General features: G+C 75.9%; 27 protein-coding genes. 19 read left to right on the top strand and 8 right to left on the bottom strand.

Features of this window, described 5'->3' with window-relative positions; genetic code table 11:
* Positions 1–124: 124 nt before the first annotated feature.
* The 8 genes from JOD57_RS17175 (at position 125) to JOD57_RS17210 (ending at position 7,933) form a co-directional block, all read left to right on the top strand.
* Positions 125–1,792 (top strand): peptide ABC transporter substrate-binding protein, encoded by a 1,668-nt coding sequence (locus JOD57_RS17175; protein WP_204693119.1) that lies wholly within the window; start codon positions 125–127, stop codon positions 1,790–1,792.
* A 147-nt stretch (positions 1,793–1,939) separates the two neighbouring features.
* Complete coding sequence (locus JOD57_RS17180) at positions 1,940–2,863, top strand: ABC transporter permease (RefSeq protein ID WP_204693120.1); 924 nt, start codon at positions 1,940–1,942, stop codon at positions 2,861–2,863.
* Positions 2,856–3,827 carry an ABC transporter permease gene (locus tag JOD57_RS17185; RefSeq protein ID WP_204693121.1) on the top strand — a complete coding sequence of 324 codons (972 nt, stop codon included), beginning with the start codon at positions 2,856–2,858 and terminating at the stop codon, positions 3,825–3,827. The genes JOD57_RS17180 and JOD57_RS17185 overlap by 8 nt, the downstream gene beginning before the upstream one ends.
* Complete coding sequence (locus JOD57_RS17190; RefSeq protein ID WP_307824757.1) at positions 3,824–4,885, top strand: ABC transporter ATP-binding protein; 1,062 nt, start codon at positions 3,824–3,826, stop codon at positions 4,883–4,885. The genes JOD57_RS17185 and JOD57_RS17190 overlap by 4 nt, the downstream gene beginning before the upstream one ends.
* Complete coding sequence (locus JOD57_RS17195) at positions 4,869–6,008, top strand: ABC transporter ATP-binding protein (RefSeq protein WP_307824758.1); 1,140 nt, start codon at positions 4,869–4,871, stop codon at positions 6,006–6,008. The genes JOD57_RS17190 and JOD57_RS17195 overlap by 17 nt, the downstream gene beginning before the upstream one ends.
* 80 nt (positions 6,009–6,088) lie before the next feature.
* The gene (locus JOD57_RS17200) at positions 6,089–6,628 is read left to right on the top strand and encodes an ASCH domain-containing protein (RefSeq protein WP_204693122.1); all 540 of its coding nucleotides are present in this window, start codon (positions 6,089–6,091) and stop codon (positions 6,626–6,628) included.
* 13 nt (positions 6,629–6,641) lie between these two features.
* Complete coding sequence (mshB, locus tag JOD57_RS17205) at positions 6,642–7,547, top strand: N-acetyl-1-D-myo-inositol-2-amino-2-deoxy-alpha-D-glucopyranoside deacetylase (RefSeq protein ID WP_239568594.1); 906 nt, start codon at positions 6,642–6,644, stop codon at positions 7,545–7,547.
* Positions 7,544–7,933, top strand: coding sequence for a hypothetical protein (locus tag JOD57_RS17210; RefSeq protein WP_204693124.1), 390 nt, complete (start codon positions 7,544–7,546; stop codon positions 7,931–7,933). Before mshB ends, JOD57_RS17210 begins: the two co-directional genes overlap by 4 nt.
* A gap of 23 nt (positions 7,934–7,956) precedes the next feature.
* Here JOD57_RS17210 and JOD57_RS17215 read toward each other — a convergent pair whose 3' ends face one another.
* On the bottom strand, positions 7,957–8,709 hold the full coding sequence (locus JOD57_RS17215; RefSeq protein ID WP_204693125.1) for a GNAT family N-acetyltransferase: 753 nt from the start codon (positions 8,707–8,709) through the stop codon (positions 7,957–7,959).
* A gap of 160 nt (positions 8,710–8,869) precedes the next feature.
* Between JOD57_RS17215 and fdxA the strand changes: the two genes are divergently transcribed.
* Both fdxA and dapC read left to right on the top strand, forming a co-directional pair.
* The gene (fdxA, locus tag JOD57_RS17220) at positions 8,870–9,196 is read left to right on the top strand and encodes a ferredoxin (protein WP_075012384.1); all 327 of its coding nucleotides are present in this window, start codon (positions 8,870–8,872) and stop codon (positions 9,194–9,196) included.
* A gap of 32 nt (positions 9,197–9,228) precedes the next feature.
* Entirely contained in the window at positions 9,229–10,311 is a 1,083-nt protein-coding gene (gene dapC, locus JOD57_RS17225; RefSeq protein ID WP_275582491.1) for a succinyldiaminopimelate transaminase, read from the top strand.
* A gap of 19 nt (positions 10,312–10,330) precedes the next feature.
* On the opposite strand, the gene JOD57_RS17230 is transcribed toward dapC, so the two are convergent.
* Complete coding sequence (locus JOD57_RS17230) at positions 10,331–11,002, bottom strand: hypothetical protein (RefSeq protein WP_204693126.1); 672 nt, start codon at positions 11,000–11,002, stop codon at positions 10,331–10,333.
* A gap of 146 nt (positions 11,003–11,148) precedes the next feature.
* Between JOD57_RS17230 and JOD57_RS17235 the strand changes: the two genes are divergently transcribed.
* Positions 11,149–12,252, top strand: a complete 1,104-nt coding sequence (locus tag JOD57_RS17235) for an alpha/beta hydrolase (protein ID WP_204693127.1) — start codon at positions 11,149–11,151, stop codon at positions 12,250–12,252.
* Here the strand turns inward: JOD57_RS17235 and dapD are convergent.
* Positions 12,249–13,226, bottom strand: coding sequence for a 2,3,4,5-tetrahydropyridine-2,6-dicarboxylate N-succinyltransferase (gene dapD, locus JOD57_RS17240; RefSeq protein WP_204693128.1), 978 nt, complete (start codon positions 13,224–13,226; stop codon positions 12,249–12,251). The genes JOD57_RS17235 and dapD overlap by 4 nt on opposite strands.
* Positions 13,227–13,323: 97 nt before the next feature.
* On the opposite strand from dapD, the gene dapE reads away from it, so the two are divergent.
* The 6 genes from dapE to JOD57_RS17270 all read left to right on the top strand — a co-directional run bounded on the left by dapE (position 13,324) and on the right by JOD57_RS17270 (position 17,846).
* Positions 13,324–14,430, top strand: coding sequence for a succinyl-diaminopimelate desuccinylase (gene dapE, locus JOD57_RS17245; protein WP_204693129.1), 1,107 nt, complete (start codon positions 13,324–13,326; stop codon positions 14,428–14,430).
* A 10-nt stretch (positions 14,431–14,440) separates the two neighbouring features.
* Positions 14,441–15,283, top strand: coding sequence for an LOG family protein (locus tag JOD57_RS17250; RefSeq protein ID WP_204693130.1), 843 nt, complete (start codon positions 14,441–14,443; stop codon positions 15,281–15,283).
* Between the two features lie 9 nt (positions 15,284–15,292).
* Positions 15,293–15,703, top strand: coding sequence for a DivIVA domain-containing protein (locus JOD57_RS17255; protein WP_204693131.1), 411 nt, complete (start codon positions 15,293–15,295; stop codon positions 15,701–15,703).
* A complete protein-coding gene (locus JOD57_RS17260) occupies positions 15,696–16,160 on the top strand; it encodes an SRPBCC family protein (RefSeq protein WP_204693132.1) in 465 nt (154 codons plus the stop codon). The genes JOD57_RS17255 and JOD57_RS17260 overlap by 8 nt, the downstream gene beginning before the upstream one ends.
* A 97-nt stretch (positions 16,161–16,257) precedes the next feature.
* The gene (locus JOD57_RS17265) at positions 16,258–16,770 is read left to right on the top strand and encodes a SigE family RNA polymerase sigma factor (protein WP_204693133.1); all 513 of its coding nucleotides are present in this window, start codon (positions 16,258–16,260) and stop codon (positions 16,768–16,770) included.
* Complete coding sequence (locus JOD57_RS17270; protein WP_204693134.1) at positions 16,767–17,846, top strand: hypothetical protein; 1,080 nt, start codon at positions 16,767–16,769, stop codon at positions 17,844–17,846. Before JOD57_RS17265 ends, JOD57_RS17270 begins: the two co-directional genes overlap by 4 nt.
* 10 nt (positions 17,847–17,856) lie before the next feature.
* On the opposite strand, the gene JOD57_RS17275 is transcribed toward JOD57_RS17270, so the two are convergent.
* The 4 genes from JOD57_RS17275 to JOD57_RS17290 all read right to left on the bottom strand — a co-directional run bounded on the left by JOD57_RS17275 (position 17,857) and on the right by JOD57_RS17290 (position 20,297).
* Positions 17,857–18,585 carry a cytochrome c oxidase assembly protein gene (locus tag JOD57_RS17275; protein ID WP_204693135.1) on the bottom strand — a complete coding sequence of 243 codons (729 nt, stop codon included), beginning with the start codon at positions 18,583–18,585 and terminating at the stop codon, positions 17,857–17,859.
* Positions 18,582–19,049 carry a DUF2243 domain-containing protein gene (locus JOD57_RS17280; RefSeq protein ID WP_204693136.1) on the bottom strand — a complete coding sequence of 156 codons (468 nt, stop codon included), beginning with the start codon at positions 19,047–19,049 and terminating at the stop codon, positions 18,582–18,584. Before JOD57_RS17280 ends, JOD57_RS17275 begins: the two co-directional genes overlap by 4 nt.
* Before the next feature lie 81 nt (positions 19,050–19,130).
* Positions 19,131–19,457, bottom strand: a complete 327-nt coding sequence (locus JOD57_RS17285) for a hypothetical protein (RefSeq protein WP_204693137.1) — start codon at positions 19,455–19,457, stop codon at positions 19,131–19,133.
* A gap of 213 nt (positions 19,458–19,670) precedes the next feature.
* Positions 19,671–20,297: a LysE family translocator gene (locus tag JOD57_RS17290; RefSeq protein ID WP_204693138.1), complete on the bottom strand. Its 627-nt coding sequence runs from the start codon at positions 20,295–20,297 to the stop codon at positions 19,671–19,673.
* Positions 20,298–20,423: 126 nt separating this feature from the next.
* On the opposite strand from JOD57_RS17290, the gene JOD57_RS17295 reads away from it, so the two are divergent.
* Together JOD57_RS17295 and JOD57_RS17300 are read left to right on the top strand one after the other, a co-directional pair.
* On the top strand, positions 20,424–21,308 hold the full coding sequence (locus JOD57_RS17295; RefSeq protein ID WP_204693139.1) for a DMT family transporter: 885 nt from the start codon (positions 20,424–20,426) through the stop codon (positions 21,306–21,308).
* 115 nt (positions 21,309–21,423) lie between these two features.
* Entirely contained in the window at positions 21,424–24,219 is a 2,796-nt protein-coding gene (locus JOD57_RS17300) for a fibronectin type III domain-containing protein (RefSeq protein ID WP_204693140.1), read from the top strand.
* Here JOD57_RS17300 and JOD57_RS17305 read toward each other — a convergent pair.
* Positions 24,185–24,904: a TIGR04282 family arsenosugar biosynthesis glycosyltransferase gene (locus JOD57_RS17305; RefSeq protein WP_307824759.1), complete on the bottom strand. Its 720-nt coding sequence runs from the start codon at positions 24,902–24,904 to the stop codon at positions 24,185–24,187. The genes JOD57_RS17300 and JOD57_RS17305 overlap by 35 nt on opposite strands.
* Positions 24,905–25,019 lie beyond the last annotated feature (115 nt).

Raw genomic sequence — 25,019 nt, forward strand, 5'->3', positions numbered from 1 at the left:
CCACGGCGTTCCAGGGCCGTTCCTGGGTGTTCACCTGGCGGATGCCGTCACCCGGCCACGAGCCCGGGTGGGGCACCGACCAGTCCGTTCCCCCCGCAGACGCGGGACGAGGGAGGCATCGCACGTGAAGTTGAGCAAGCGCCGGTCGGCGCTCGTCGCGGCCGGCCTGTCGGCCGCCCTGCTGCTGTCCGCCTGCGGCGGCGGCGAGGACAGCGGCTCGGGTGAGGGCGGCGGTGGTGGCGGTGGCGCGACCGGCGGCACCTTCAGCGTCTACATCGGCGAGCCCGAGAACCCGCTCGTCCCGGGGAACACCACCGAGTCCGAGGGCGACCAGGTCATCAGCTCGCTGTGGACCGGCCTCGTGAGGTACTCCGCGGAGGGCGAGGTCGAGTACACCGGCGTCGCCGAGTCGATCGAGTCCGAGGACAACACCACCTGGACCGTCACGCTCAAGGACGGCTGGACCTTCCACGACGGGACGCCGGTGGACGCGCAGTCCTTCGTCGACGCCTGGAACTACACCGCCTACAGCCCGAACGCCCAGGGCGCCGCGTCCTACCTCTCGCGCATCCAGGGCTACGACGAGCTGCAGGCGCCGGTCGACGAGGCCACCGGTGAGGCCACCGGTGAGCCGGCCGCCACCGAGATGAGCGGTCTGGCCGTCGTCGACGACCAGACCTTCACGGTGACGCTGTCCTCGCCGTTCTCCAACTTCGCGGCGATCACCGGCTACAACTCCTTCCACCCGCTGCCCGACGCGTTCTTCGAGGACCCCGAGGGCTTCGGCACCCGCCCGATCGGCAACGGCCCGTTCCAGGCCGAGGGTGAGTTCGTCCCGGGCCAGGGCATCACGCTGACCCGCTTCGAGGACTACGGCGGCGAGGACGCCGCCCAGGCCGAGAGCGTCCAGTACAGCGTCTACGCCGACGTCAACACCGCCTACACCGACGTCCAGGCCGGCAACCTCGACATCGTCGACGTCATCCCGCCGGACGTGATCGAGTCGGCCGAGAGCGAGTTCGGCGACCGGTTCATCCGGACCGAGTCCTCGCAGATCACCTACCTCTCCTTCCCGACGTACGACCAGCGCTTCGCCGACCCGCGGGTCCGCCAGGCGTTCTCGATGGCCGTCGACCGGGAGGCCATCTCCGAGGCGATCTTCCAGGGCACCCGCGCGCCGGCCGACTCGTTCATCCCGCCGGTCATCGACGGTTACCGCGAGGGCAGCTGCACCTACTGCACCCTCGACGCCGACCAGGCCAACCAGCTGCTCGACGAGGCCGGGTTCGACCGCAGCCAGCCGGTGGACCTGTGGTTCAACGCCGGCGCCGGCCACGACGCGTGGATGGAGGCCGTGGGCAACCAGCTCCGCGAGAACCTCGGCGTCGAGTACACGCTGCAGGGCAACCTCGACTTCGCCGAGTACCTGCCGCTGCTCGAGTCGCAGGGCGTCACCGGGCCGTTCCGCTACGGGTGGAGCTTCGACTACCCGGCTCCGGACAGCTACCTGACGCCGCTGTTCACCGCGGCCTCGCTCGCGCCCGCCGGCTCGAACTACTCCTTCTACACCAACCCCGAGGTCGACGCGCTGATCACCCAGGGTGACCAGGCCGAGACGGTCGAGGCGGGCATCGAGGACTACCAGGCGGCCGAGGACATCATCGCCGAGGACATGCCGATGGCGCCGATGTTCTTCACCGAGATCCAGTCGGTGACCTCCGAGAACGTCTCCGACGTCCGGCTGGACCTCTTCCAGCGGATCGTCACCTCCGAGGTCACCGTCAACAGCTGACCTCACGCCGCAGGACCCGCACCACCCGCCGGGGGCGCCTGTCCGACCAGGACGGTCGCCCCCGGCGGCGCGTGTGCCGGCCTGCGGGCACGATGGACACCGGCGCCGCCGCACACCCCCGGCGGCGCAGACACCCCTAGGGGGACCATGGGCCGCTACGTCGCGCGCCGCCTGCTGCTCACCATCCCGGTTCTGCTCGGCGCGTCGTTCCTGATCTTCGCGATGGTCTACGCCCTGCCCGGCGACCCCATCCGCGCGCTGGGTGGTGACCGCCCGCTCTCGCCCGCCGTGATCGCCGAGCTGCGCGAGCGGTTCCACCTCAACGACCCCCTGTACGTGCAGTACTGGGAGTACCTGAAGGGTCTGTTCCAGGGCGACCTGGGCACCGACTTCCGCGGCCGTCCGGTCCTCGACACGATCGAGCGCACGCTGCCGGTCACCGTCCAGCTGGCCCTCGTCGCCATCGTCTTCGAGGCCGTCATCGGCCTGGCCGCCGGCGTGCTGGCCGGGATCCGGCGCAACAGCTTCTTCGACAACCTCGTGCTGGTGTCGACGACGCTGATCGTCTCGATCCCGATCCTGGTGCTCGCCTTCTTCGCGCAGCTGCTCTTCGGGCTCAAGCTCAACTGGTTCCCGATCGCCGGCACCAACGACGGCCTGTACAGCTTCGTGCTGCCGGGGCTGGTCCTCGCCTCCGGCTCGCTGGCCTACGTCGCCCGGCTGACCCGCACCAGTCTCGCCGAGAACCTGCGGGCCGACTACGTGCGGACGGCGCGGGCCAAGGGCCTGTCCAACCGGACGGTCATCGTCCGGCACACGCTGCGCAACAGCCTCATCCCGGTCGTCACGTTCATCGGTGCCGACATCGGCACGCTGCTGGGCGGGGCGATCGTCACCGAGACGGTGTTCAACCTGCCCGGCATCGGCCGGGAGGTGTTCAACTCGATCCGGTCCCAGGAGGGCGCGGTCGTCGTCGGCATCGTCACCCTGATGGTGTTCTTCTTCATCTTCTTCAACCTGGTCGTCGACGTGCTCTACGCCGTCCTCGACCCGAGGATCCGCTATGACTGACCAGCAGCAGCTGGACCTGCGCAAGGACGCGGTCGAGGCCGGTACCACCACCGGCCTCGCCAGCCCGTCGGTCGACGTCACGAAGGAGCGGCAGAACAGCCTCTGGAGCGACGCCTGGGGCGACCTGCGGCGCAACCCGTTCTTCTGGATCGGCGCCGTCCTGGGCGTGTTCTTCGTGCTCATGGCGTTCTTCCCGCAGCTGTTCGCCCGCGGTGCCGACCCGCGCTCGTGCGACCTGGCCACTTCCCAGGACCGGCCCTCGGCGCAGCACTGGTTCGGCTTCGACCAGCAGGGCTGCGACTACCTGGCCAACGTGGTCTACGGCGCCCGCAACTCGCTGATCATCGGCGTGGTCGCCGTGCTGGTCATCCTGCTGCTCGGCGTTGTCGTCGGGGCGATCGCCGGCTACTACGGCGGGGTCACCGACGGGATCCTCGCCCGCATCGCCGACATCTTCTACGCGCTGCCGCTGATCCTCGGCGCGCTGGTACTGCTGCGGGTCGGCCCGTCGACCGACATCCCGGTCATCAACTCCCGTGGGCCCGGCGCGGTGGCCATCGCGCTGGCGCTGTTCGGCTGGATGACGGCCATGCGGCTGGTCCGCTCGCAGGTCATCGCGGTCAAGAGCTCCGACTACGTCGCCGCGGCCCGGGCGATGGGAGCCTCGAGCCGCCGCATCCTGGTGCGGCACATCCTGCCCAACGCCGTCGCCCCGGTGCTGGTCTACGCGACCATCACCATCGGCGTGATCATCGCCGCGGAGGCCACGCTGACCTACCTCGGCGTCGGCCTGCAGCGGCCGGCCATCTCCTGGGGCCTGCAGATCGCGGCCGGGCAGGACTCCATCCGCACCGCTCCGCACCTGGTGCTGTTCCCCAGCCTGATCCTGACCCTGACCGTGATGGCCTTCATCCTGATGGGCGACGCCCTGCGCGACGCCCTCGACCCGAGGCAGCGCGCGTGACCAACCTCGACCTGACCAAGCCCACCGCCGAGTTCGTCCCGCCGGGGACGCCGCTGCTCGAGGTCGACGACCTGCGCGTGGAGTTCCGCACCCGCTCCGGCACGGTGCACGCCGTCAACGGCATCAGCTACAGCCTGGCCGCCGGGGAGACCCTGGCCATCCTCGGCGAGTCCGGCTCCGGCAAGTCGGTGTCGGCGCAGGCGATCATGGGGATCCTCGAGACCCCGCCCGCGGTCATCACCGGCGGCGGCATCGTGTTCCAGGGCCGCGACATGCTGCAGATGTCGGCCGAGGACCAGCGCAAGATCCGCGGTCCGGGCATCTCGATGATCTTCCAGGACGCGCTGTCGTCGCTGAACCCCGTCTACAGCGTGGGCTTCCAGATCGGCGAGATGTTCCGCGCGCACCGGGGGATGAGCAAGAAGGACGCCCGCAAACGGGCCGTCGAGCTGATGGACCGCGTGCGCATCCCGGCCGCCGCCCGCCGGGTCGACGACTACCCGCACCAGTTCTCCGGCGGCATGCGCCAGCGCGTCATGATCGCCATGGCCATCGCGCTGGACCCGCGGATCCTGATCGCCGACGAGCCGACCACCGCCCTCGACGTCACCGTGCAGGCGCAGGTCATGGACCTGCTCAAGGACCTGCAGGAGGAGACGGGGATGGGGCTGATCCTCATCACCCACGACCTCGGCGTGGTCAACGAGGTCGCCGACAACGTCGCGGTCATGTACGCCGGCGAGATCGTCGAGCGCGGCACCGTCGACGACGTCTTCACCCGCCCGGCGCACCCCTACACCGACGGCCTCATGAGCTCGGTGCCGCAGGTGGAGGCCAAGGGCGGGCGGCTGCAACCGATCGTCGGCCAGCCGCCGAACCTGGCGGACATCCCGAGCGGCTGCCCGTTCCACCCCCGCTGCTCGCGGCGCCGGCTGGGCGCGGAGGCCGCGCCCGGCCGCGAGTGCTCGACCGACGTCCCGCCGCTGCGGCTGGTCGTCCCGGGGCGCGAGGCGGCCTGCCACTACAGCGAGGAGGTGCTGGGTGTCCCAGCCCAGTGAGCACGGCGCCACCGCGGCGTCGTCCCTGCCGGCGCCCGTCCCGGGTCAGCACGAGCACTCGTCCCTGACCAAGCTCACCTCCGGGGTGGCGGCGACCGGCGCCCGGGGCGAGATGGGGGAGGCGCTGCTGGAGGTCCGCGGGCTGCAGAAGCACTTCCCGCTGACCCAGGGCATTGTCTTCAAGCGCACCGTGGGCCACGTGCGCGCGGTCGACGGCGTCGACCTCACCCTGCGCCGCGGGGAGACCGTCGGCCTGGTCGGCGAGTCCGGCTGCGGCAAGTCGACGGTGTCCAAGCTGATCGTGGCGCTGGAGAGGCCGACCGCGGGGTCGATCTTCTTCAAGGGCCGCGACGTCGCCCGCATGGGCGGGCGTGCGCTCAAGGAGTACCGGCGCGAGGTCCAGATCATCTTCCAGGACCCCTACGCGTCGCTGAACCCGCGCATGACCGTCGGCGACATCGTCGCCGAGGGCTGGTCGGTGCACGCCGACGTCGCCCCGAAGAAGGGCCGGCTCAAGCGCACCCAGGAGCTGCTCGACCGCGTCGGTCTCAACCCCGACTACGTCAACCGCTACCCGCACCAGTTCTCCGGCGGCCAGCGGCAGCGCATCGGCATCGCCCGCGCGCTGGCGCTGCAGCCGGAGGTCATCGTCTGCGACGAGCCGGTCTCGGCGCTCGACGTCTCGGTGCAGGCCCAGGTGGTCAACCTGCTCGAGGACCTGCAGGACGAGCTCGGGCTGTCCTACCTGTTCATCGCCCACGACCTGTCGGTGGTGCGGCACATCTCCGACCGGGTCGCGGTCATGTACCTCGGCAGCATCGTCGAGGAGGGCACCGCGGAGGAGGTCTACTCCGCGCCGTCGCACCCCTACACGCAGGCGCTGCTGTCGTCGGTGCCGCTGCACGAGCCGGCGCTGCGCGGGCAGAAGGACCGCATCCTGCTGCAGGGCGACGTCCCGAGCCCCGCCGACCCGCCCTCGGGCTGCCGGTTCCGCACCCGCTGCTGGAAGGCGCAGGACGTCTGTGCCCAGGAGCCGCCGGCGCTGGTCGACCGCGGCCAGGGCCACCCCGCGGCCTGCCACTTCGCCGAGGCCCGCACGGTCGTCCCCGTCGACGCCGAGTAGTTCCGGCGACGATCACGGAGTGGTGACCACGTCCGGGCCTCCTGGGGTGGTCGCCACTCCGTGATCGTCGGATGGCGCACGTGACACCCCTGCCGCCGGTCCGCCGGGACGACGCCCTGGCGATGTGGCGCGCCTACGGGGCCACAGTCCCGGGGACGCTGCCCCCCGAGGAGGACCCCTGGGTGGGGCGCTTCGGCGACTCCGCCGCCATGGCCGACGAGCTGGTGGCACTCGTCCTGGCCGGCACCAAGCGGGCCACCGTGGGCCTGGTGCGGGACAACGTCGACGAGGCCGAGCCGCTGCCCCGCATCGGGGGCCACTGGGTGGCCTGCGACGGCGCCGGGGTGCCGCGCTGCGTGCTGCGCACCGTGGAGCTGCGCCTCGGACCGCTGGCCAGCGTGGACGACGCCTTCGCCTGGGACGAGGGGGAGGGCGACCGCACCCGGGCCGGCTGGCTGGCCGGGCACCTGGCCTTCTTCCGCCGCACCGGGGCCGCCCGCGGCCATGCGTGGTCCGACGACCTCGAGGTGGTCTTCGAGCGGTTCCGCGTCGTGTGGCCGGCCGACGTCGCCGACGCCGCTCCCTCCGGGGTCACCGGATCGCCGACGCCCGCGCCGTGAGCGCCCTGGGAGGATGCGGGCCGTGACTGCTGACCGCCGGCTGCTGCTCGTGCACGCCCATCCCGACGACGAGACGATCAACAACGGCGCGACGATGGCGCGCTACGTCGCCGAGGGGGCGCAGGTCACGCTGCTGACCTGCACGCTGGGCGAGGAGGGCGAGGTCCTCGTCCCCGAGCTGGAGCTGCTCGGGCCGGAGCACGCCGACCAGCTCGGCGGCTACCGGATCGCCGAGCTGCGGGCGGCGATGGACGCGCTCGGCGTGACCGACTGGCGGTTCCTCGGCGGTGCGGGCCGCTACCGCGACTCCGGGATGATCGGGACGCCGGCGAACGAGCGGCCGCGCGCGTTCTGGAACGCCGACCTCGACGAGGCGGTCGGGCACGCGGTCGCCGTCGTCCGGGAGGTCCGGCCGCAGGTGGTGGTCACCTACGACGAGAAGGGCGGCTACGGGCACCCCGACCACATCCAGGCCCACCGGGTCGCGATGGCCGCCGTCGACGCCGCCGCCGACCCCGCCTACCGTCCCGAGCTCGGCGAGGCGTGGGACGTCGCGAAGGTCTACTGGTGCTGCGTGCCGCGCTCGGTGCTGCGCTCCGGCGTCGAGGCCATGGCGGCGCTCGGGGAGGACTCGCCGTTCGAGCAGCTCGGCGAGATCGACGACATCCCCTTCGCCGTCCCCGACGAACTGGTCACCGCCGCCGTCGACGGCCGGGCGCACGCCGGCCGCAAGGACGCCGCCATGCGGGCGCACGCCACCCAGATCACCGTCGACGGGCCCTTCTTCGCCCTGTCGAACAACCTCGGCCAGGAGGTGCTCGGCGTCGAGCACTACCGGCTGGTGCGCGGCGAGCGCGGTCCTGCCGGACGCGCACCCCACGGCTGGGAGGACGACCTGTTCGCCGGTCTCCCCGGATGACCCGCCGGGTCGTGGCGCTCGGGTCCGCGGCCGTGCTCGCCGTGGCCGTCGCCGGGTGGCTGGCGCTGGTCGAGGTCTTCTGGCTGCCGCTGCGGGTGGCCGGCGTCCTCGTCCCGCTGTCGGTCGTCGTCGCCGTCGTCGGCAACCTGCTGCTGGTGGCCGGCGTGCACCGGCTCACCGGCTCCCGCGCGGTCGCGGCGCTGCCGGCGCTGACCTGGCTGGGGATCGCCGTGGCCGCCACGGTGCGCCGGCCCGAGGGTGACCTCGTCGCCGTCGGCAGCGGCGGGCTCGGCGCGGTGACGCTCGCCTTCCTCGGCCTCGGCGGGGTGGCCGCCGCCTTCGCCGTCGGCCGCGTGCTGGGCGCCCGCCCGCCCGTCCCGGGCTGACCCCAGCCGCCCGGAACCGGGTGTCAGGACGGTGCCCACCGGTAGTGGTAGCGGTGGTGCTCCACGAAGCCCGCGCGGCGGTACAGCGCCCGCGCCGGCGCGTTGGACGACGTGACCTGCAGGTACACCCAGCCGGCGCCGCGCGCCGCGCCCCACCGGGTCACCGCCGCCACGACCGCCGTCGCCAGGCCACGGCGGCGGTGCTCCTCCGCGACGGTCACCGCGGTCACCCCGAGCCAGTCGCCGGTGACCACGCCGCGGGCGACGGCGACCGGTGGCGCCGGGGGCGGGTCGGCGCGCACCGACGCGAAGACCACCTCCGGCGCGTTGGTCAGCACCGCGCGGGCCGTGACCGGCTCGGCGCGGCGGAGGTACCCGGACGTGTTCAGCCAGCCGTCGTCCGGGGTGTCGGCGAGCTCGACCGGCACGCCGCCGTCGGGCCCGGCCGCCAGCGGCGCGGTGAGGACCAGCACGTCCTCGTCGCGGCCCCACCCGGCGGCGGCGAACGCCGCGTCGGCGCGGCGGGCCTGCACGCCGGGCAGCTGCGCCCCGGGGGGCAGGCCGCGCCCCCGGTACCAGGCCGCGACCGCCTCGACCGCCTCCGGCAGCGGGCAGCCCGGGTCGCCGGCGACGAGCGCGGTGTTGGCCCGGCCGGTGAAGCCGCCGCCGGCGCGCAGCAGCCACCCGCCCAGCGGCTCCTCCTCGGGTGCCCGCCAGCCGCGGGCGGCCAGCCGTTCGAGGTCGGCGACGCCCAGCGGTGATCTGCTCTGTCCCACGCCCGCCGATCCTGCGGTGTGCCGCGGCGCCCCTCCACCGGAGCAGGCGCGTCCACCCGTCGCGTTTCACCCGGGCCTGCGGGGCCATACTGAGGTCCGACACGCGCGAGACCGGCCGGTCGCCGGATCGCTGCCCGCACGTCCCCCGGGAGGACCCACCGTGACCTACGTGATCACCCAGGCCTGCGTCGACGTCCTCGACAAGGCGTGCATCGACGAGTGTCCGGTGGACTGCATCTACGAGGGCGAGCGGATGCTCTACATCCACCCCGACGAGTGCGTCGACTGCGGCGCCTGCGAGCCGGTGTGCCCGGTGGAGGCCATCTACTACGAGGACGACGTCCCGGACAAGTGGAAGGACTTCTACAACGCCAACGTGGAGTTCTTCTCCGACCTGGGCAGCCCCGGCGGCGCGGCCAAGACCGGCAAGATCGCCAAGGACCACCCGCTCGTCGCCGCCCTGCCGCCGCAGGGCGAGGGTCACTGACGACCACGGCCCCGGGGACGGCAGCCGGGCGGCTGCCGGACTTCCCCTGGGACAGCCTCGAGGCCGCCCGCGCCCGCGCGGCGCGGCACCCCGGCGGCGTGGTCGACCTCTCCATCGGCACGCCGGTCGACCCCACCCCCGACGTGCTGCGCACCGCGCTGGCCGCGGCGGGCGACTCCCCGGGCTACCCGACCGCGCTCGGCACGCGTGACCTGCGCACCGCGGCGGCCGGCTGGCTGCAGCGGCGCCTGGGCGTGACGGTGGCCGACCCGTTGGGGGCCGACCCGTCGGTGGTCCCCACCGTGGGGTCCAAGGAGCTCGTCGCGCTGCTGCCCACGCTGCTCGGCCTGCGCGAGGGCACCGTCGTCATCCCCGAGGTCGCCTACCCGACCTACGAGGTGGGCGCGGTGCTGTCCGGCCTGGCGGTGCGCCGCACCGACACCCCGCCCGACGACGCGGCCGGGATCGTGCTCGTGTGGCTGAACTCGCCGGGCAACCCGCACGGCCGGGTGCTCTCCGACGACCAGCTGCGCACCTGGGCGGCGTGGGGCCGGGAGCACGGCGTCCCCGTGGTCGCCGACGAGTGCTACGCGACGCTGGGCTGGGACGTCGAGCCGCGCTCGCTGCTGCACCCCGCCGTCGCCGGGCCCGACCACACCGGCCTGCTGGCGGTGCACTCGCTGTCCAAGCAGTCGACGGCCGCCGGCTACCGCGCCGGGCTGCTCTCCGGCGACCCGGCGCTGGTGCGGCGGGTGTGGGAGGTGCGCCGGCACGTGGGCCTGCTGGTGCCCGGTCCGGTGCAGGCGGCGATGGCCGCGGCGCTCGCCGACGACGCGCACGTCGACGCGCAGCGCGAGCGCTACCGGTCCCGCCGCGACCGGCTGGCCGCCGCGGTGCGGTCCACCGGCGCCCGCATCGACCACTCCGAGGCCGGGCTGTACCTGTGGGTCACCCGGGACGAGGACTGCTGGGCGACGATCGACTGGCTGGCCGCTCTGGGCGTCGTCGCCGCGCCCGGCTCGTTCTACGGACCCGCCGGTGCCCGGCACGTCCGCCTGGCGCTCACCGCGACCGACGAGCGCATCGACGCGGCGGCCGGGCGCCTCACCGCCTGACGACCCCCGGACGCCGGGGTCAGGCGCAGTTGCGCTCGAAGTCGTCGGAGCGCAGGGCGGCGGTCAGGGACTGGGCGAAGTCGGCCCAGCGTCCGTAGGCGAGCGGGAACGCCGAGCGCTGCACGCTGTCGGCGACCAGGGTGAGCTCGCCGGTCTCCCAGCCGGGGACGCGCACCAGCCGGTCGTAGAACTGGCCGGCCGCGTACACCGGGTCCTGCACCTGCTCGGGCGTGCCCCAGCCCTGCGACGGGCGCTGCTGGAACAGGCCGAGGGAGTCGCGGTCGCCGTGGTCGAGGTTGCGCAGGGTCGACTCCTGCATCGCCGTGGCGAGGGCGATGACGGTCGCCCGCTCGGGCAGGCCGCGGTCCCGGGCGACCTGCGCGATCGTCCGGGCGTTCGCCACCTGCTCGGCCGAGAGGGTCACCGAGGTGGCGGGCACCGTGCACACCGCCGTGCGCGTGGGCGCGGCCCCGTCGGCGCGCCAGACGAGGACGACGAGCAGGACGACGCACACGAGGAAGAAGGGGCCCCACGAGCGCAGCGCCAGGGCACGGCCACGGCTCCTCCGCGCGGCCGGACGGCTGCCGGCGGGCCGCCTGGCCGGGGGCCGCTTCGCCGGGCGTCCGGCCGACGGTCGCCGGGCCGGCGCACGCCGGGCCGCCGGGCGGGGGGCGGTCCGGGCGCTGGTCATCGTCCCCGAGGGTAGGTGCGCCGCCTGCCAGGACCCTGGACGTCCGGTGGACCGGTGGGGCCGGTGGGACGGCCGGGCCCGCTGTCGCCGGCGGACCGTGATCGCTAGCGTGTGCCCGCTCGCCCCGCCGCTGCCCAGGAGGCCCCGTGCCCGACGCCCTGCTCCCCGGGATCACCGCCACCCGGGTGCCCACCGCCCGGCTCACCCAGAACGTGCTGCACCCGGAGGGCACCGAGCCGGCCGGTCCCGGCGAGGCGGTGCTGTTCGTGCACGGCAACGTGAGCTCGTCGCTGTTCTGGCAGCCCACGGTGCTGGCGGTGCACGGGACCGGGCGCCGGGTGCTCGCCGTCGACCTGCGCGGCTACGGCGACACCGATCCGGTGCCGGTCGACGCCCGCCGCGGGGTGCGCGACTGGGCCGACGACCTCGGCGCGCTGTTCGACGCGCTCGGCCTAGACCGGGTGCACCTGGTCGGCTGGAGCATGGGCGCCGGCGTCGTCCTGCAGCGGCTGCTCGACGACCCCGCCCGGGTGGCGTCGGTGACGCTGGTGGCCCCGGTGTCGCCCTACGGCTTCGGCGGCACCGCCGGCGCGGAGGGCCGCCGGCTGGCGGGGGACGGCGCGGGCTCCGGCGGCGGCGCGGCCAACCCGGAGTTCGTCGCGGCGCTGGCGGCCGGCGACACGACCGACGCGGCGCCCACCAGTCCGCGGTCGATCCTGCGCGCCTTCTACGTGGCGCCGGGGTCGCTGCCGCTGGACCCGGCGCTGGAGGACGTCTTCGTCGCCGCGATGCTCTCGACGCGCACCGGCGAGGACCACTACCCCGGCGACAGCGCGCCCAGCGACACGTGGCCGGGGACGGCGCCGGGGCCGCGCGGGGTGCTCAACACCATGGCGCCGACGGTGTTCGACGTCTCCGGGGTCGTGGACCTGCCGGCCAAGCCGCCGGTGCTGTGGATCCGCGGCGACGCCGACGCGATCGTCTCCGACACCTCGGCGTTCGACCTGGCGTTCCTCGGGCAGCTCGGGGCGGTGCCCGGCTGGCCGGGGGCGGAGACCTGCCCGCCGCAGCCGATGGTCACCCAGACCCGCGCGGTGCTCGACCGCTACGCCGCGACCGGCGGCGCCTACCGCGAGGTGGTCCTGCCCGGGGTCGGGCACTCACCGCACGTCGAGCGGCCGCAGGAGTTCGTCGTCGCCCTGCTCGAGCACCTCGTCGCCCCCGCCGCGGAGCCCGCCAACCTGACCTAGTTGGCGTGCAGGGCGGCGTTCAGCTCGCCCCAGGTGCCGGTGCGCGGCAGGGCCTCCAGCGCGCCGGAGACGCTGTTGCGGCGGAACAGCAGCCCGTCGCGCCCGGACAGCTCGCGGCCCTTGACCACCGAGCCGTCGGGCAGCGTGATCCGCGAGCCGGCGGTCACGTAGCAGCCGGCCTCGACGACGCAGTCGTCCCCGAGCGAGATGCCGATGCCCGAGTTGGCGCCGAGCAGGCAGCCGGTGCCGATGGAGACGACCTCCTTGCCGCCGCCCGACAGCGTGCCCATGATCGACGCGCTCCCCCCGACGTCGCTGTCGGCGCCGACGACGACGCCCGCGCTGATCCGGCCCTCGACCATCGAGGGGCCGAGCGTGCCGGCGTTGTAGTTGACGAAGCCCTCGTGCATGACCGTCGTCCCCTCGGCCAGGTGGGCGCCCAGCCGCACCCGGTCGGCGTCGGCGACGCGCACGCCCGGGGGGAGCACGTAGTCGACCATCCGCGGGAACTTGTCCACCGACAGCACCGTCAGGTGCCCCCGCGCGGCGCGCAGCGCCGCCCGCCGGGTGGGGGTCAGCTCGGTGGCCAGGACCGGCCCGGCGCTGGTCCAGGCCACGTTGGCCAGCAGGCCGAAGACGCCGTCGAGGTTCACCCCGTGCGGCCGGACCAGCCGGGCGGAGAGCAGGTGCAGCCGCAGGTAGACGTCGTGCGTGTCGACCGGCGGGGCGTCGAGGTCGGCGATCACCGTGCGGACGCCGACGACCTCCACGCCGCGGAGCTCGTCGCTGCGCACCAGGCCGGAGAACTCGTGGCCGAGCTCGCCGCCGAGTTCCAGGGTGCCGAGCTGGTGGGTGCCGGTCGGCCCGTCCGCGCCGAGCGCGGGGGAGGGGTACCAGGTGTCGAGGACGGTCCCGGAGGCGGTGACGGTCGCGAGACCGGTGGCGACGGCGGAGCGGGCGGCGGGGGCGGTCACGGCCCGACGCTACCCAGCTCGGCGCGCCGGGACGGCCGGCGGCCCCGTCCCTCCACGGTGAGGAGGACGAGGTCCTCCCACCGTAGGCTCGGGCACCGTGAGCTCCCCGCCCCGACTGGACCTCTCTGCCGACGTCCTCACGTTGACCCGGGTCCTGGTGGACACCCCCTCGGTGTCCGGGGACGAGCGGGCGCTGGCCGACGCGGTGGAGACGGCGCTGCGGTCCCTCGGCGGGCTCGAGGTCGAGCGGGTCGGCGACACCGTCCTCGCCCGCACGGGCCTCGGCCGCGACACCCGCGTCGTCCTGGCCGGGCACCTCGACACCGTGCCGATCGCCGGCAACGTGCCCAGCCGGCTGGAGGACGGACGGCTCTACGGCTGCGGCACCAGCGACATGAAGTCCGGCGACGCGGTGATGCTGCGGCTGGCCGGGCGCTTCGGCGTCCCCGGCGCCGAGCCCGCGCACGACCTGACCTTCGTCTTCTACGACAACGAGGAGGTCGAGGCGGTCAAGAGCGGCCTCGGCCGGGTGGCCCGCGAGCGGCGCGGGTGGCTCTACGGCGACCTCGCCGTCCTGCTCGAGGGCACCGACGGCGAGATCGAGGCCGGCTGCCAGGGCACGCTGCGGGCCCGGCTGGAGACGAGGGGCCGGCGGGCGCACAGCGCGCGCAGCTGGCTCGGGGTCAACGCCGTCCACGGGCTGGCCGGGGCGCTGGCCGCGCTGGCCGCCTACGAGGCGCGCGAGGTGGAGATCGACGGCTGCCTGTACCGCGAGGGCCTCAACGCGGTCGGCGTCTCCGGCGGCGTGGCCGGCAACGTGATCCCGGACGAGGCCGCGCTGACGGTGAACTTCCGCTACGCCCCCGATCGGGACGAGGACGCCGCCGAGGCGCACGTCCGCGAGGTCTTCGCCGGGGCGATCGCCGCCGGTGCCACCCTGACCGTCACCGACAACGCCGGCGGCGCGCTGCCGGGCCTGTCCGAGCCCGCCGCCGCGGCGTTCGTCGCCGCCGTCGGCAAGCCCGCGCGGGCCAAGCTCGGCTGGACCGACGTCGCCCGCTTCGCCGCGCTCGGCATCCCGGCGGTCAACTACGGCCCCGGCGACCCGACGCTGGCCCACACCCGCGAGGAGCACGTCCTGGTCGAGCGCCTGCAGCCGGCCGAGGACGCCCTGACCGCCTATCTGGCGACGCCCGCCGCCTGAGGAGCCGTGCATGACGACCATCCCCCCGCCCGCCGACGGCCGGAACCCGCGCCCGACGCGCCACCGCGGTCCGGTGGTGCTGCGCGGCGGCGAGCCGGACCCGCAGACGGTCGGGACGACGACCGACCAGCGGCTGCTCGACCGCCGCGGGCCCACCGACTGGGTGCACACCGACCCGTGGCGGGTGCTGCGCATCCAGTCGGAGTTCGTGGAGGGCTTCGGCCTGCTCGCCGAGCTGCCGCGGGCGGTCAGCGTCTTCGGCAGCGCCCGCACGAAGCCCGACCACCCCTACTACGAGGCGGGCGTGCGGATCGGCGGGGCGCTCGCCCGCGCCGGCTACGCGGTCATCACCGGCGGCGGGCCGGGTGCGATGGAGGCAGCCAACCGCGGCGCCCACGAGGCCGGCGGGCTGTCGGTGGGCCTGGGCATCGAGCTGCCGTTCGAGCAGGAGCTCAACGAGTGGGTCGACGTCGGCATCAGCTTCCGCTACTTCTTCGTCCGCAAGACGATGTTCGTGAAGTACGCGCAGGCCTTCGTCATCCTCCCCGGCGGCTTCGGCACCCTCGACGAGCTGTTCGAGGCGCTGACCCTGGTGCAGACCCGCAAGGTCACCCGCTTCCCGGTCGTCCTGTTCGGCACCGCGTACTGGTCGGGCCTGGTCGAGTGGATCCGCGGTGCGCTGCTCGAGTCCGGCACGATCAGCCCCGGCGACCTGGACCTGTTCACCGTCACCGACGACGTCGCCGAGGTGCTCGCCCACATCCGGGCGGCCGAGGCGGCCGGGTCGCCGGGCGACAACGGCGGGGGCATGCGGGCGCCACTGTCCGGGCCGGTCGAGCCGGTCGAGGGCTGAGGGGGCGCGGTGCTGTCCCTCCTCGTCGGGCTGGCCGCGGTCGCCGTCGTCGGGGCGCTGCTGTTCCTCGGCGGCTCGGTGCTGCTCGGCCGCGGGGAGTCCCAGCCGCCGGCCGACCTCGACCGCTCCCCGGTGGAGCTGCCCGACGACCGGCCGGTCACCGGCGAGGACGTGCGCGCGCTGCGGATCTCGGTGGCCGTGCGCGGCTACCGCATGACCGAGGTGGACTGGCTGCTCGAGCAGCTGGCCCAGACGATCGAGGAGCGCGACGAGACCATCGCCGCGCTGCGCGCCGCGCACGACCGCCCGGCGCGGGCCGCCGACGCCGACACCGACCCGGGGCTGACCCTGCCGGCCGGGCGCACGCAGGACGAGCAGGCCGCTCCCGCGGCCGGGAACGGAGCGGGCGCCGATGCCTGAGCTGGTCGAGCGGGTCACGGTCGAGGCGCCGCCGGAACGCGTGTGGGCGGCGCTGACCGACTGGCGGTCCCAGGGGGCCTGGATGCTGGCCACCGACGTCGAGACCGTGGGCGGGCCCGCGCAGGGCGTCGGCGGGCGGCTGGCCGCGCGCACCGGCGTCCCGCTGCCGTGGCGGCGCGGGCGGCACCTCGGCGTCCTCGACACCATGGTCATCACCGAGTGGGACCCGCCCCGGCGCGTGGTCGTCCAGCACACCGGCCGGGTCGTGCGCGGTCCCGGCATCTTCGAGGTGCGGCCCTCGGGGGAGCGCACCGAGTTCGTCTGGACCGAGCGGCTGTACCTGCCCCTCGGGCTGCTCGGCAGGCTGGGCTGGCCGCTGGCGAAGCCGTTCGTCGTCGTCGGGGTGCGGCTGTCGCTGCGCCGGTTCGCCCGCTTCGCCACGACCTACGCCGGCTGAGGGCCGCCGTCCGTTACCGGACCGTGACGTCGGGACGTCACGGATCCGGGCGTCCCGGCGGGTCTCCTGAACAGGGGGACGGACGGGGCGGAGGGCGATGAGCACGGACCGGGAGTTCACGGCGTTCGTGGTCGCCCACGAGGCGGCGCTGCTGCGGACCGCCTACCTGCTCACCGGCGACCGCGGGCACGCCGAGGACCTCGTGCAGACCGCGCTCGCCCGGGCGCACCGGCACTGGGCGCGCGTCCAGCGGGCCGACGTGCCGGTCGCCTACGTGCGCCGGCTGCTGGTCAACTGCCACCTGAGCTGGCGACGGCGGCTGTGGCACGGCGAGCAGGTCCTCGAGACGCTGCCCGAGCGGCCCGCCGGGGACTGGCAGGACGCCCACGCCCTCGCCGACGAGCTGCGCCGGGCCCTCGACCTGCTGTCCCCGCGGGCCCGCGCGGTCCTCGTCCTGCGCTTCTACGAGGACCTCACCGAGACCGAGACCGCCCGCGTGCTCGGCTGCTCGGCCAGCACCGTCCGCACCCACACCGCCCGCGGCCTGTCCGCCGTCCGCCGGGCGCTGGATCCCGAGCCCACCCCGCTGACCGACCGGAGGCCGTCGTGACCGACCCCGACCTCGACGTCCGCGACGCCCTGCACCGGCTGGCCGCCGGAGCCGGCCGGCCGCGCGGGGAGGACACCGCCGCGGCCGCGGTCGCGCTGTCCCGGCGGCAGCGACGCACCCGACTGGCCCTGGCGGGCGGCGCCGTCGCCGTCGCCCTGCTCGCCGGCGCCGTGCCGGCGCTGCTGCCCGACGCCGGGCCCGCGGCGGGCGGGGCCGCGACCGGGGGGACCGGGCAGGCGGAGGACGCCGGTCCGGGCCTGTACGACCTCCCGGTCCGCGGCTCGCTGGCCGGCGACGACGACTTCGTCGCCGGGGCGGCTGCGCTCGAGTGGTCGGCGCCGCTGGGCATCGAGGGCGCGGTGCTCAGCCCGCCGGCGCCGACCCGCCGGGTGCTGTTCGCCGGCGACCTGCCCGGCGGACGGCGGTGGGCGCTGGTCATGGGCGAGGACCGGCGCCAGCTCGTGTACGCCTGGTTCGGCGGCCCGGCCGGCGCCGCGCCGGACGAGCTCGCGCTGCTGGCGCCTCCGCAGCGGGGCGGGCAGGACCAGCCGATGGCCCTGCTCGACACCGCCGGTCCCGCCCCGGTGCTGGTGGTCGTCAGCCGGCCCGCCGACACCGCGCGGTACTCACCGGGCTCGGTGCCCGTCGACGGCGGGGGCGTCGGGCGGGCGTGGACCGACCTGACCGAGGCCGACGGCGTCCTCGTCGCCGAGGTGCCCGCGCCGGTGTACCTCGGGGTGGAGGCGGTCGACGTCCGCCGGGACGGCGCGACGCGGACCACGGTGCGGCCCGTGCCGCTGACGGACGCCTCGGCGCCTCCGCCGGTGGACCCCCGCGCCACCGTGGCCGACGCCCTCGCCACCACCGACCCGGAGGTGCGCGAGCGCCTGGCCGCCTGCCTCCTGCCGCAGGGCTTCGTCCTCACCGTCCGCGCCGACGGCGGGTACGAGTACGGCTACCCGGTGGTCGAGGGCGGGGCCGGCGACGAGGAGGTGGCGGTCGCGCACGCCGCCTACGACGCCGTGCTCGCCGCCTGCGCCGAGCAGGTGACCGGCGGGCCGGCGGTCCCGGACTGAGCGCGCGGCCCTACGCGGGCCGGGCCGCCGCCCGCACCGCGTCCCGGCTGACGTACCAGCGGCGCCACAGCAGCGCGGCGGTGACCAGGGTCAGCACGGTGCCGCCGTCGTACATCAGCCGCGCGCCGGCCTCCGCGCCGACCGTGCCGGCCGGCGGGTGCGCGTAGAGCACCTTCGCCAGGACGTCGTGCGCCGCGGCGCCGCCGGCCAGCGCGACGGCGCGCACCGCCACCGGGCGGCGGTGCGGCGCGGGGTCGACGGCCAGCACGGAGGCGGTGGCGAGGTACCCGCTGACCAGCAGGTGCGCCCAGACCAGGGTGGTCAGCGCGGGACGGCCGGCCAGGGCGGTGTGCAGGCCGGTGCCGTAGAGCAGCCACAGCCCGGCGGCGTTGAGCGGGACGGCGACCAGCGGGTCGGTCAGCCACCGCGCGGGTGGCGTGCGCAGCAGCCGGGCCAGCCGGCGGGCGCCTCGCGGGGGGAGCGCGCGCAGCGCCAGGGTGACCGGGGCGGCGAGCACCAGCAGCAGTGGCGCGACCATGCCCAGCAGCAGGTGCCCGGCCATGTGCGCGTGCAGGTCGTGGTGGGCGCGCGCCGGGCCCGCCACGGCGACCCCCGCGGCGGCCAGGCCGAGCAGCCACGCCGCGGTGCGGGCCAGCGGCCAGGGGCTGCGGCAGCGCCAGGTGGCCGCGACGTGGCCGGCGCCCGCGGCCAGCAGGACGCCGAGCGCGGCCGCCGTCACGTCACGGCGACCGGCCGGGCCCGGGCGCGCAGGAGCAGCGCGACCCCGGCGGCCAGCAGCAGCACGCCGGGCACGATCCAGCCGACGTCGTAGCCGGTGAGGTCGACGCCGTAGCGGACCTGGTGCAGCCGCAGCAGCTTGTGGTGCACGAGGCCGTCCCACACCTGGAAGGCGCCCGCTCCCGTCAGCACGGCGCCCCACCACAGCGCGGGGACGAACCGGCCGCGGCGCCGCGCGTCGGCCAGCAGGGCCATGCCCGCCACGGCCGCGGAGAAGGTGCCGGCGTGCAGCAGGCCGTCGGAGACCAGCCCGGCCGCGCCGCTGGCCCGGTCGTAGAAGTGGTGCCAGTGCAGCAGCTGGTGGAAGACGATCTCGTCGACCGCCCCCGCCGTGCCCAGGCCCAGCAGCAGGCCGGAGACCAGCAGCCGCCGCCGGGCCGGGGGGCGCGCGTGTGCGTCGGCCACCGGGGGTCCTCCCGTCGTCGCTTCCCCGGTCGCTGCCCGGACCGGACCGCCGGGAAACGGCCGGGGACGCCGGGCGAGGGGTCAGCGGCGGCCGGCGGCGACGAAGGCCAGCGCCTCGCGGGCCAGGGGCAGGTCGGCCGCGGCGTCGTCCCCGAGAGTGACCCACTCGCGCATCGGCTGCCCCCGGCCGTTGGCGAAGGCGCTGCCCGCGCCGTCGGCGACCAGGGCGGCGACCCGGTCCCGGGGCAGCTTGACCACCAGCGCGCCGTCGACCGCCATCGCGAAGATCGCGCCGTCGACCTCCAGGGCCGCGGAGCCGAACCGTCGTCCACCGGGCTGCGGCGGCGTCACGCCCGGCTCGCCGGCGAGGGCGTCGACCAGGGCGGCGAGGCGGTCGTCGGCGGTCATGGGGGGAGTGCAGCGCGCGGAGCCCGCCGTCCGCAAGACCCCCGCTCGACTCGCCGGCGCCCCGTGACCCCGCCCCTGGGGCGGGCCGCAGGCCCGGGGCGTGGGCGGACACCTGGCGCGGTCGGGCGGCCCGGCCGAGGTCCACCTGACCGACCGGGACGCCGGCGACCCCGACGCCCCGCACGTCGCGCTCGCCTGACCGGTGCGGACCCCCTAGCGGTCGGCCGCGAGGCGCACCCCGAAGGCCAGCAGGGCGCAGCCGGTGAACGCGTCGAGGGCGCGGCGCACCGGGCGGCGGGCGAGCACCCGGCGCGCCCGGTGCAGGACGGCGACGAGGAGGAGCAGGTACACGAGCCCGACCACCGCGTGCGTGGAGGCGTACGCCAGGAGCACGGGGACGGCGGTGCCCGGCCCGAGGAACTGCGGCAGCACGGCGAGGTAGAACGCCAGCACCTTCGGGTTGGTGATGTTGGACAGGAAGCCCTGGCGCAGGCCGGTCCGCGCACGCGGTCCCGACACCGTCCCGCCGCCGTCCAGGGCGGGGTACTGCCCGCGCGCCGCCGACCGGAACGCCTGCACCGCCAGGTGCGCCAGGTAGCCGACGCCCAGCCAGCGGACGGCCGCGAACAGCGGCTCGACGCGGACGACCACCGCCGCGAGCCCGGTGGCGGCCGCCGTGCCCTGCACGACGTTCGACACGGTGATGCCGACGGCGCTCCACGCACCGCGGCCGCGGCCGCCGGCCAGGGTGTTGCGGACGACCACCGCGAAGTCCGGTCCGGGGACGAGCACCAGCACGACGGCGAGGACGACGAAGGTCCCGTACCCCGCCCCGTCCACGCCGGTCACGCTAGCGCGGGCCGTCCCGGTGGCGGCGGGACCCCGACCGCGGTGCCGGGGTGGCCGCCGGGCCGCACGCCGCGGCCGTCAGGATGGCCGGGTGAGCGAGCGGGACGGAGGCGGCCGGTGAGCCGTCGCGGATGGGTGCTGTTCCTGGCGATGTCGGTGCTCTGGGGTGTGCCCTACCTGCTCATCAAGGTCGCCGTCGAGGAGACCTCGCCGGTGGTCGTCGTCTTCACCCGCTGCGTCGTCGGGGCGGCGCTGCTGCTGCCGTGGACGCTCGCCCGCGGCCAGGTGCGCCCGGCGCTGCGGCACTGGCGGGCGCTGCTGCTGTTCACCGTGCTGGAGATGACCGGGCCGTGGATGCTGCTCTCCTACGCCGAGGACACGCTGTCCAGCTCGCTCACCGGGCTGCTCGTGGCCTCCGTCCCCTTCGTCGCCGCGCTGGCCGCCCGGCTGGTGGGGGACGAGGAGCGGCTGACGCCGGTGCGGCTGGCCGGCATGGGGCTGGGTGTGGCCGGCATCGTGGCGCTGCTCGGGTTCGACGTCGAGGGCGTCGCGCTGCTCCCGGTGCTGGCGGTCGTGCTCGTCGTCGTCGGCTACGGCACCGCGCCGCTGGTGGCCAGCCGTGCGCTGGGCGAGGTCCCCGGCGTGGCGGTCAGCGCGATCGCGCTGGTGGTCACCGCGGTGGTGTACGCCCCGTTCGCGCTGCCGCGGATCGGCCAGGTGACGGCGGCCCCGGTGCGGGCGCAGGCCTCGCTGGCCGCCCTCGGCGTCGTCTGCACCGCCCTGGCGCTGGTGCTGTTCTTCGCGCTCATCCGCGAGGTCGGCCCCCAGCGGGCGCTGGTCATCACCTTCGTCAACCCCGCCGTCGCGGTGCTCGCGGGCGTGCTGCTGCTCGACGAGCCGTTCACCCTGGGCCTGGCCGTGGGCCTGCCGCTGGTGCTGCTCGGCTGCGTGCTGGCGACGCGGCGCAACGCCCCGGCGGCCGTGGACACCGCCGTCCCCTGACCCGCCTCCCGGGCGGGCCGGGAGCGTTCCGGGACGGGACCGGACTCAACATCGCGCCCCGCCGTCCGACACCTCTCGCGGCACCCCGCCCGACCGGTGCCGAGCGGAGGCGACGGTGGCCCGGCACCAGGACGACCGAACCGGCGGACGGCGACGGCGGCGTCCGTGGGCTGCCCGCCTGCTGGCCGCGGTGGTGCTCGGTGTCGTCGCGCTGACCGGCTCCGGTCCCGTCGCGCCGGACCCGGACCTCGCGCCGGCGAGCTTCGCCGACCCCGTGCCGCCGACCGACGTGGTCGCCGCCCCGGCCGATCGCGCGTTGCAGGTCTCGTGGACCGCGTCGACCGAGGGCTTCGTCTCCGGCTACGACGTCTTCGTCGACGGGGTCGTGAGGGCCAGTCCCACGGGGACCAGCGCGGTCGTCACCGGCCTGGTCAACGGGCAGCCGTACCAGGTCACCGTCCGGACCAAGACGTCGTTCCTCGGGTCCTCGGGCGTCGGCACCACCCGCAGCACGCCGGCGACGGGCACCCCGCGCGACTCCGTCGCCCCCGCCGCGCCCACCGGGGTCGTCGCGACCGCCGGCGACCTGCGGGTGACGGTGACGTGGACCCCGAACGCGGCCGACTACGACGCCGACGGCCACCGCGTGCTGCGCGACGGCGTCCCGGTGACGGGCCTGCTCGCCGGACGGGTCACCGCCTCCTGGACCGACACCGCGGTGGTCGCCGACCGGACCTACGGCTACGCGGTGCAGACGCACGACACCTCGGGCAACTGGTCGGCGAGCTCCGCCCCCGTGGCCTCCGCGCGGCCGTTCGACCAGACCCCGCCGGCGACGCCGACCGGCCTGGCCGCGGCGGCCGGGGACGGGCGGGTGGTCCTGTCCTGGACGGCCGGCCCCGAGTCGGACGTCGCCGGCTACGCCGTGCTGCGCGACGGCGTCGAGGTCGCGCGGGTGACCGGCACGACGTGGACCGACACCGCGGTGGTCAACGACACCACCTACGCCTACCGGCTGGTGGCGGTCGACGGCCACGGCAACGCCTCCCCGCCGAGCGACCCGGCCGTGACCGCCCGCCCGACCGACCTGACCGCCCCGGCGACGCCGAGCGGGCTCGCAGCGGTGAGAGGTGACGGGCGCGTGCACCTCTCCTGGACCGCCAACGGCGAGCCCGACCTCGCCGGGTACGTCGTGCTGCGCGACGGCGTCGAGGTGGCGCGGGTCGCCGGCACGTCCTGGACGGACACCGGCGTCGTCAACGACACCACCTACGCCTACCGGCTGGTCGCCGTGGACGGGCACGGCAACGCCTCCGCCGCCACGGACCCCGCGGTGCCGGCCACCCCGACCGCCGATCCTGTCCCGGCCGCACCCGCGGGCGTCACCGCGGTCGCCGGGGACGGCCGCGCCACGGTGCGCTGGGACGCCGTCCCGGAGCCCGACGTCACGGGGTACCGCGTGCTCGCCGAGGACGGCGGCGTCGTCGCCGCGGTCGCCGCACCGGCCACGCAGGCGACCGTGTCCGGGCTGGTCAACGGCACCGAGCGCCGCTTCCGGGTGGTGGCCGTCGACGCCGCCGGGCAGGTCTCGGAGCCCTCCGCCGAGGCCGCCGTCGCCCCGGTGGCCGCGCGGGTGCCCGCGGAGGGCGCCGGGCAGAGCGGCGGGGTCGCCGCCGGCGCGGACGGCCGGTTCGTCGTCATCGGCACGTCGGCCCGCTGGGAGGCCGCCGACACGAACACCGCCTACGAGCTGTACCTGCTCGACCGCTCCGCCGGCACCGCGCGGCGCATCGCGCCGCTGCCGGCGGCGGCCACGGGCAGCAGCGACCCGACCAACACCGCGGCGCCGGCGGTCAGCGACGACGGCCGCTTCGTCGCCCTCGCCACGTCCGCGGCGCTGCTCCCCGGCGACACCAACCGCCTCCCCGACGTCTACCGGCTCGACACCCGCACCGGCGCCTGGGAGCTGGTCAGCGTGCCGGCCGGCGGCCGGGTGCACGCCTCGGTCGCGGGCACCGTCCTGCAGGGCGGCGCGGCCGTGCACGCCACGAGCCCGACGGTGGTCGTCTCCGGCGACGGCGACCTGGTGCTCTTCTACTCGGCCCGGCCCGACCTCGCGCCCGGCGACACCAACGGCGCCGTCGACGTGTTCGCCAAGCGCCTGTCGACCGGCGCGGTCACCCGGGTCTCGACGTCGTCGGCCGGCGGGGAGCTCGGGCGCACCGCCACCGGCCCGGCGCTCGCGGTCACCCCGGACGGCCGGTTCGCGCTCTTCCCGGCGGCGGCGGCCAACGGCCCCGTCGTGCTGTACCGCAAGACGCTGTCGGGGGCGGGCGCCGGGCAGGCCGTCGTCGTCTCGTCGGTGGTCGCGGGCGGCCGGACGACGGAGTACGGCGTGTACCGCGACGCCGGTGACGTCGCGATCAGCGACGACGGCCGCCACGTCGCCCTCGTGACCGCCGCGAAGGTGACCACGCCGACGCCGACCGCGGCCTGGTCCACCGGCCTGGCCTACCGCGTCGACACCGCCACCGGCGCCGTCGTCGCGATGGGCAGCGGGCAGACGACGGTCTGGGAGCACCAGGTCGAGCTCGACCCGACCGGCCGCCACGGCTTCTACGCCACCGCCGCGGCGGCCCTGCCGGCAGACGGCAACGGCCACACCGACCACTACCGCCGCGACCTCGGCGGCGGTGGGCTGACCCTGGTCACCGCCGACGCCGGCGGCCGGGCGACGGCCGGCCCCACCGGTGCGGTCTCGGCCGCCGAGTACGGCCGGCTGACGGCCGTGGACGGCGACCGCGTGCTGGTGACGACGTCGCAGGCGCTGACGGCGACCGACACCAACCGGCTGCGCGACCTCTACGCCAAGGACCTCACCGACGGGACGGTGTCGGTGCCGCGCGGCTGACACCCGGCGCCGGTCGGGCGCCACCGCCCAGCGCGGCGGCGACCTCGGCGACCACGCGGACGGTGCGGGTCCCGGGGGCGCAGGCGTCGGCCACCGACAGCGCGTCGGGGAAGCCGTGGATGCCGGCGAGCTCGGGCAGGTCGAGCACGGTGAGCCCGGCGTCCACGAGTGCGGCGCGGGTGTGCTCGCCGGTGTCGCCACGGCCCGTCGGCACGCCCCGCAGCACCCCTGCCGCGGCGGCGCAGTACAGGCCGAGCGCCCACCAGCCGCCGTCCGGGGCCGTGCCGAGGACCGCCGTCCCGTGCCCCGCCGACAGCAGCCGGTCCAGGCACGCGGCCAGCAGCGCCGGCGTCACCTGCGGGGTGTCCGTGCCGATGAGCAGGGTGGGCAGGCCGCTCCCGGAGGAGCCCGCCGCGTCGGCGAAGGCGACCGCCAGGCGGGTGCCGAGGTCCCCGTCGACCTGCGGGACGACGTGGCAACCGGACAGGTCGAGGTCACCGGCGGCGCCGTCGAGGGCCACCACCCGGCGGGCCACCGGCGTGGCGCGCACCGCGTCGAGGGTGTCGGACACCGCGGCCGCGGTGATCGCCGCGGCCTGGCCGGGCGTGCACGGCGGGATCGAGCGGGTCCCGTCCCGCCCGGGTGCGGGGACCACCAGCACCTGGGCGGCCAGGGCGGCGCTCACCGTGCCCGCACCACGCGGACGCCGCGCACGGTGGCGGTGGGCACCCGACGTGCGCCGGCGCGCCTGCGGCGGGGGAGGACGGGGTCGGGCACCCGGGGACCGTAGCCCTCGGCGC

The organism is Geodermatophilus bullaregiensis (assembly GCF_016907675.1).
GTDB classification, from domain to species: Bacteria; Actinomycetota; Actinomycetes; order Mycobacteriales; family Geodermatophilaceae; genus Geodermatophilus; species Geodermatophilus bullaregiensis.

Excerpts from the sequence above, each read along its gene's own strand:
- JOD57_RS17285 (WP_204693137.1), bottom strand. The coding sequence starts at position 19,457 with ATGACCGCCGACGACCGCCTCGCCGCCCTGGTCGACGCCCTCGCCGGC.
- JOD57_RS17185 (WP_204693121.1), top strand. The coding sequence starts at position 2,856 with ATGACTGACCAGCAGCAGCTGGACCTGCGCAAGGACGCGGTCGAGGCC.
- JOD57_RS17230 (WP_204693126.1), bottom strand. The coding sequence starts at position 11,002 with ATGACCAGCGCCCGGACCGCCCCCCGCCCGGCGGCCCGGCGTGCGCCG.
- JOD57_RS17265 (WP_204693133.1), top strand. The coding sequence starts at position 16,258 with ATGAGCACGGACCGGGAGTTCACGGCGTTCGTGGTCGCCCACGAGGCG.
- mshB (WP_239568594.1), top strand. The coding sequence starts at position 6,642 with ATGCGGGCCGTGACTGCTGACCGCCGGCTGCTGCTCGTGCACGCCCAT.
- JOD57_RS17180 (WP_204693120.1), top strand. The coding sequence starts at position 1,940 with ATGGGCCGCTACGTCGCGCGCCGCCTGCTGCTCACCATCCCGGTTCTG.
- JOD57_RS17250 (WP_204693130.1), top strand. The coding sequence starts at position 14,441 with ATGACGACCATCCCCCCGCCCGCCGACGGCCGGAACCCGCGCCCGACG.
- JOD57_RS17260 (WP_204693132.1), top strand. The coding sequence starts at position 15,696 with ATGCCTGAGCTGGTCGAGCGGGTCACGGTCGAGGCGCCGCCGGAACGC.
- JOD57_RS17210 (WP_204693124.1), top strand. The coding sequence starts at position 7,544 with ATGACCCGCCGGGTCGTGGCGCTCGGGTCCGCGGCCGTGCTCGCCGTG.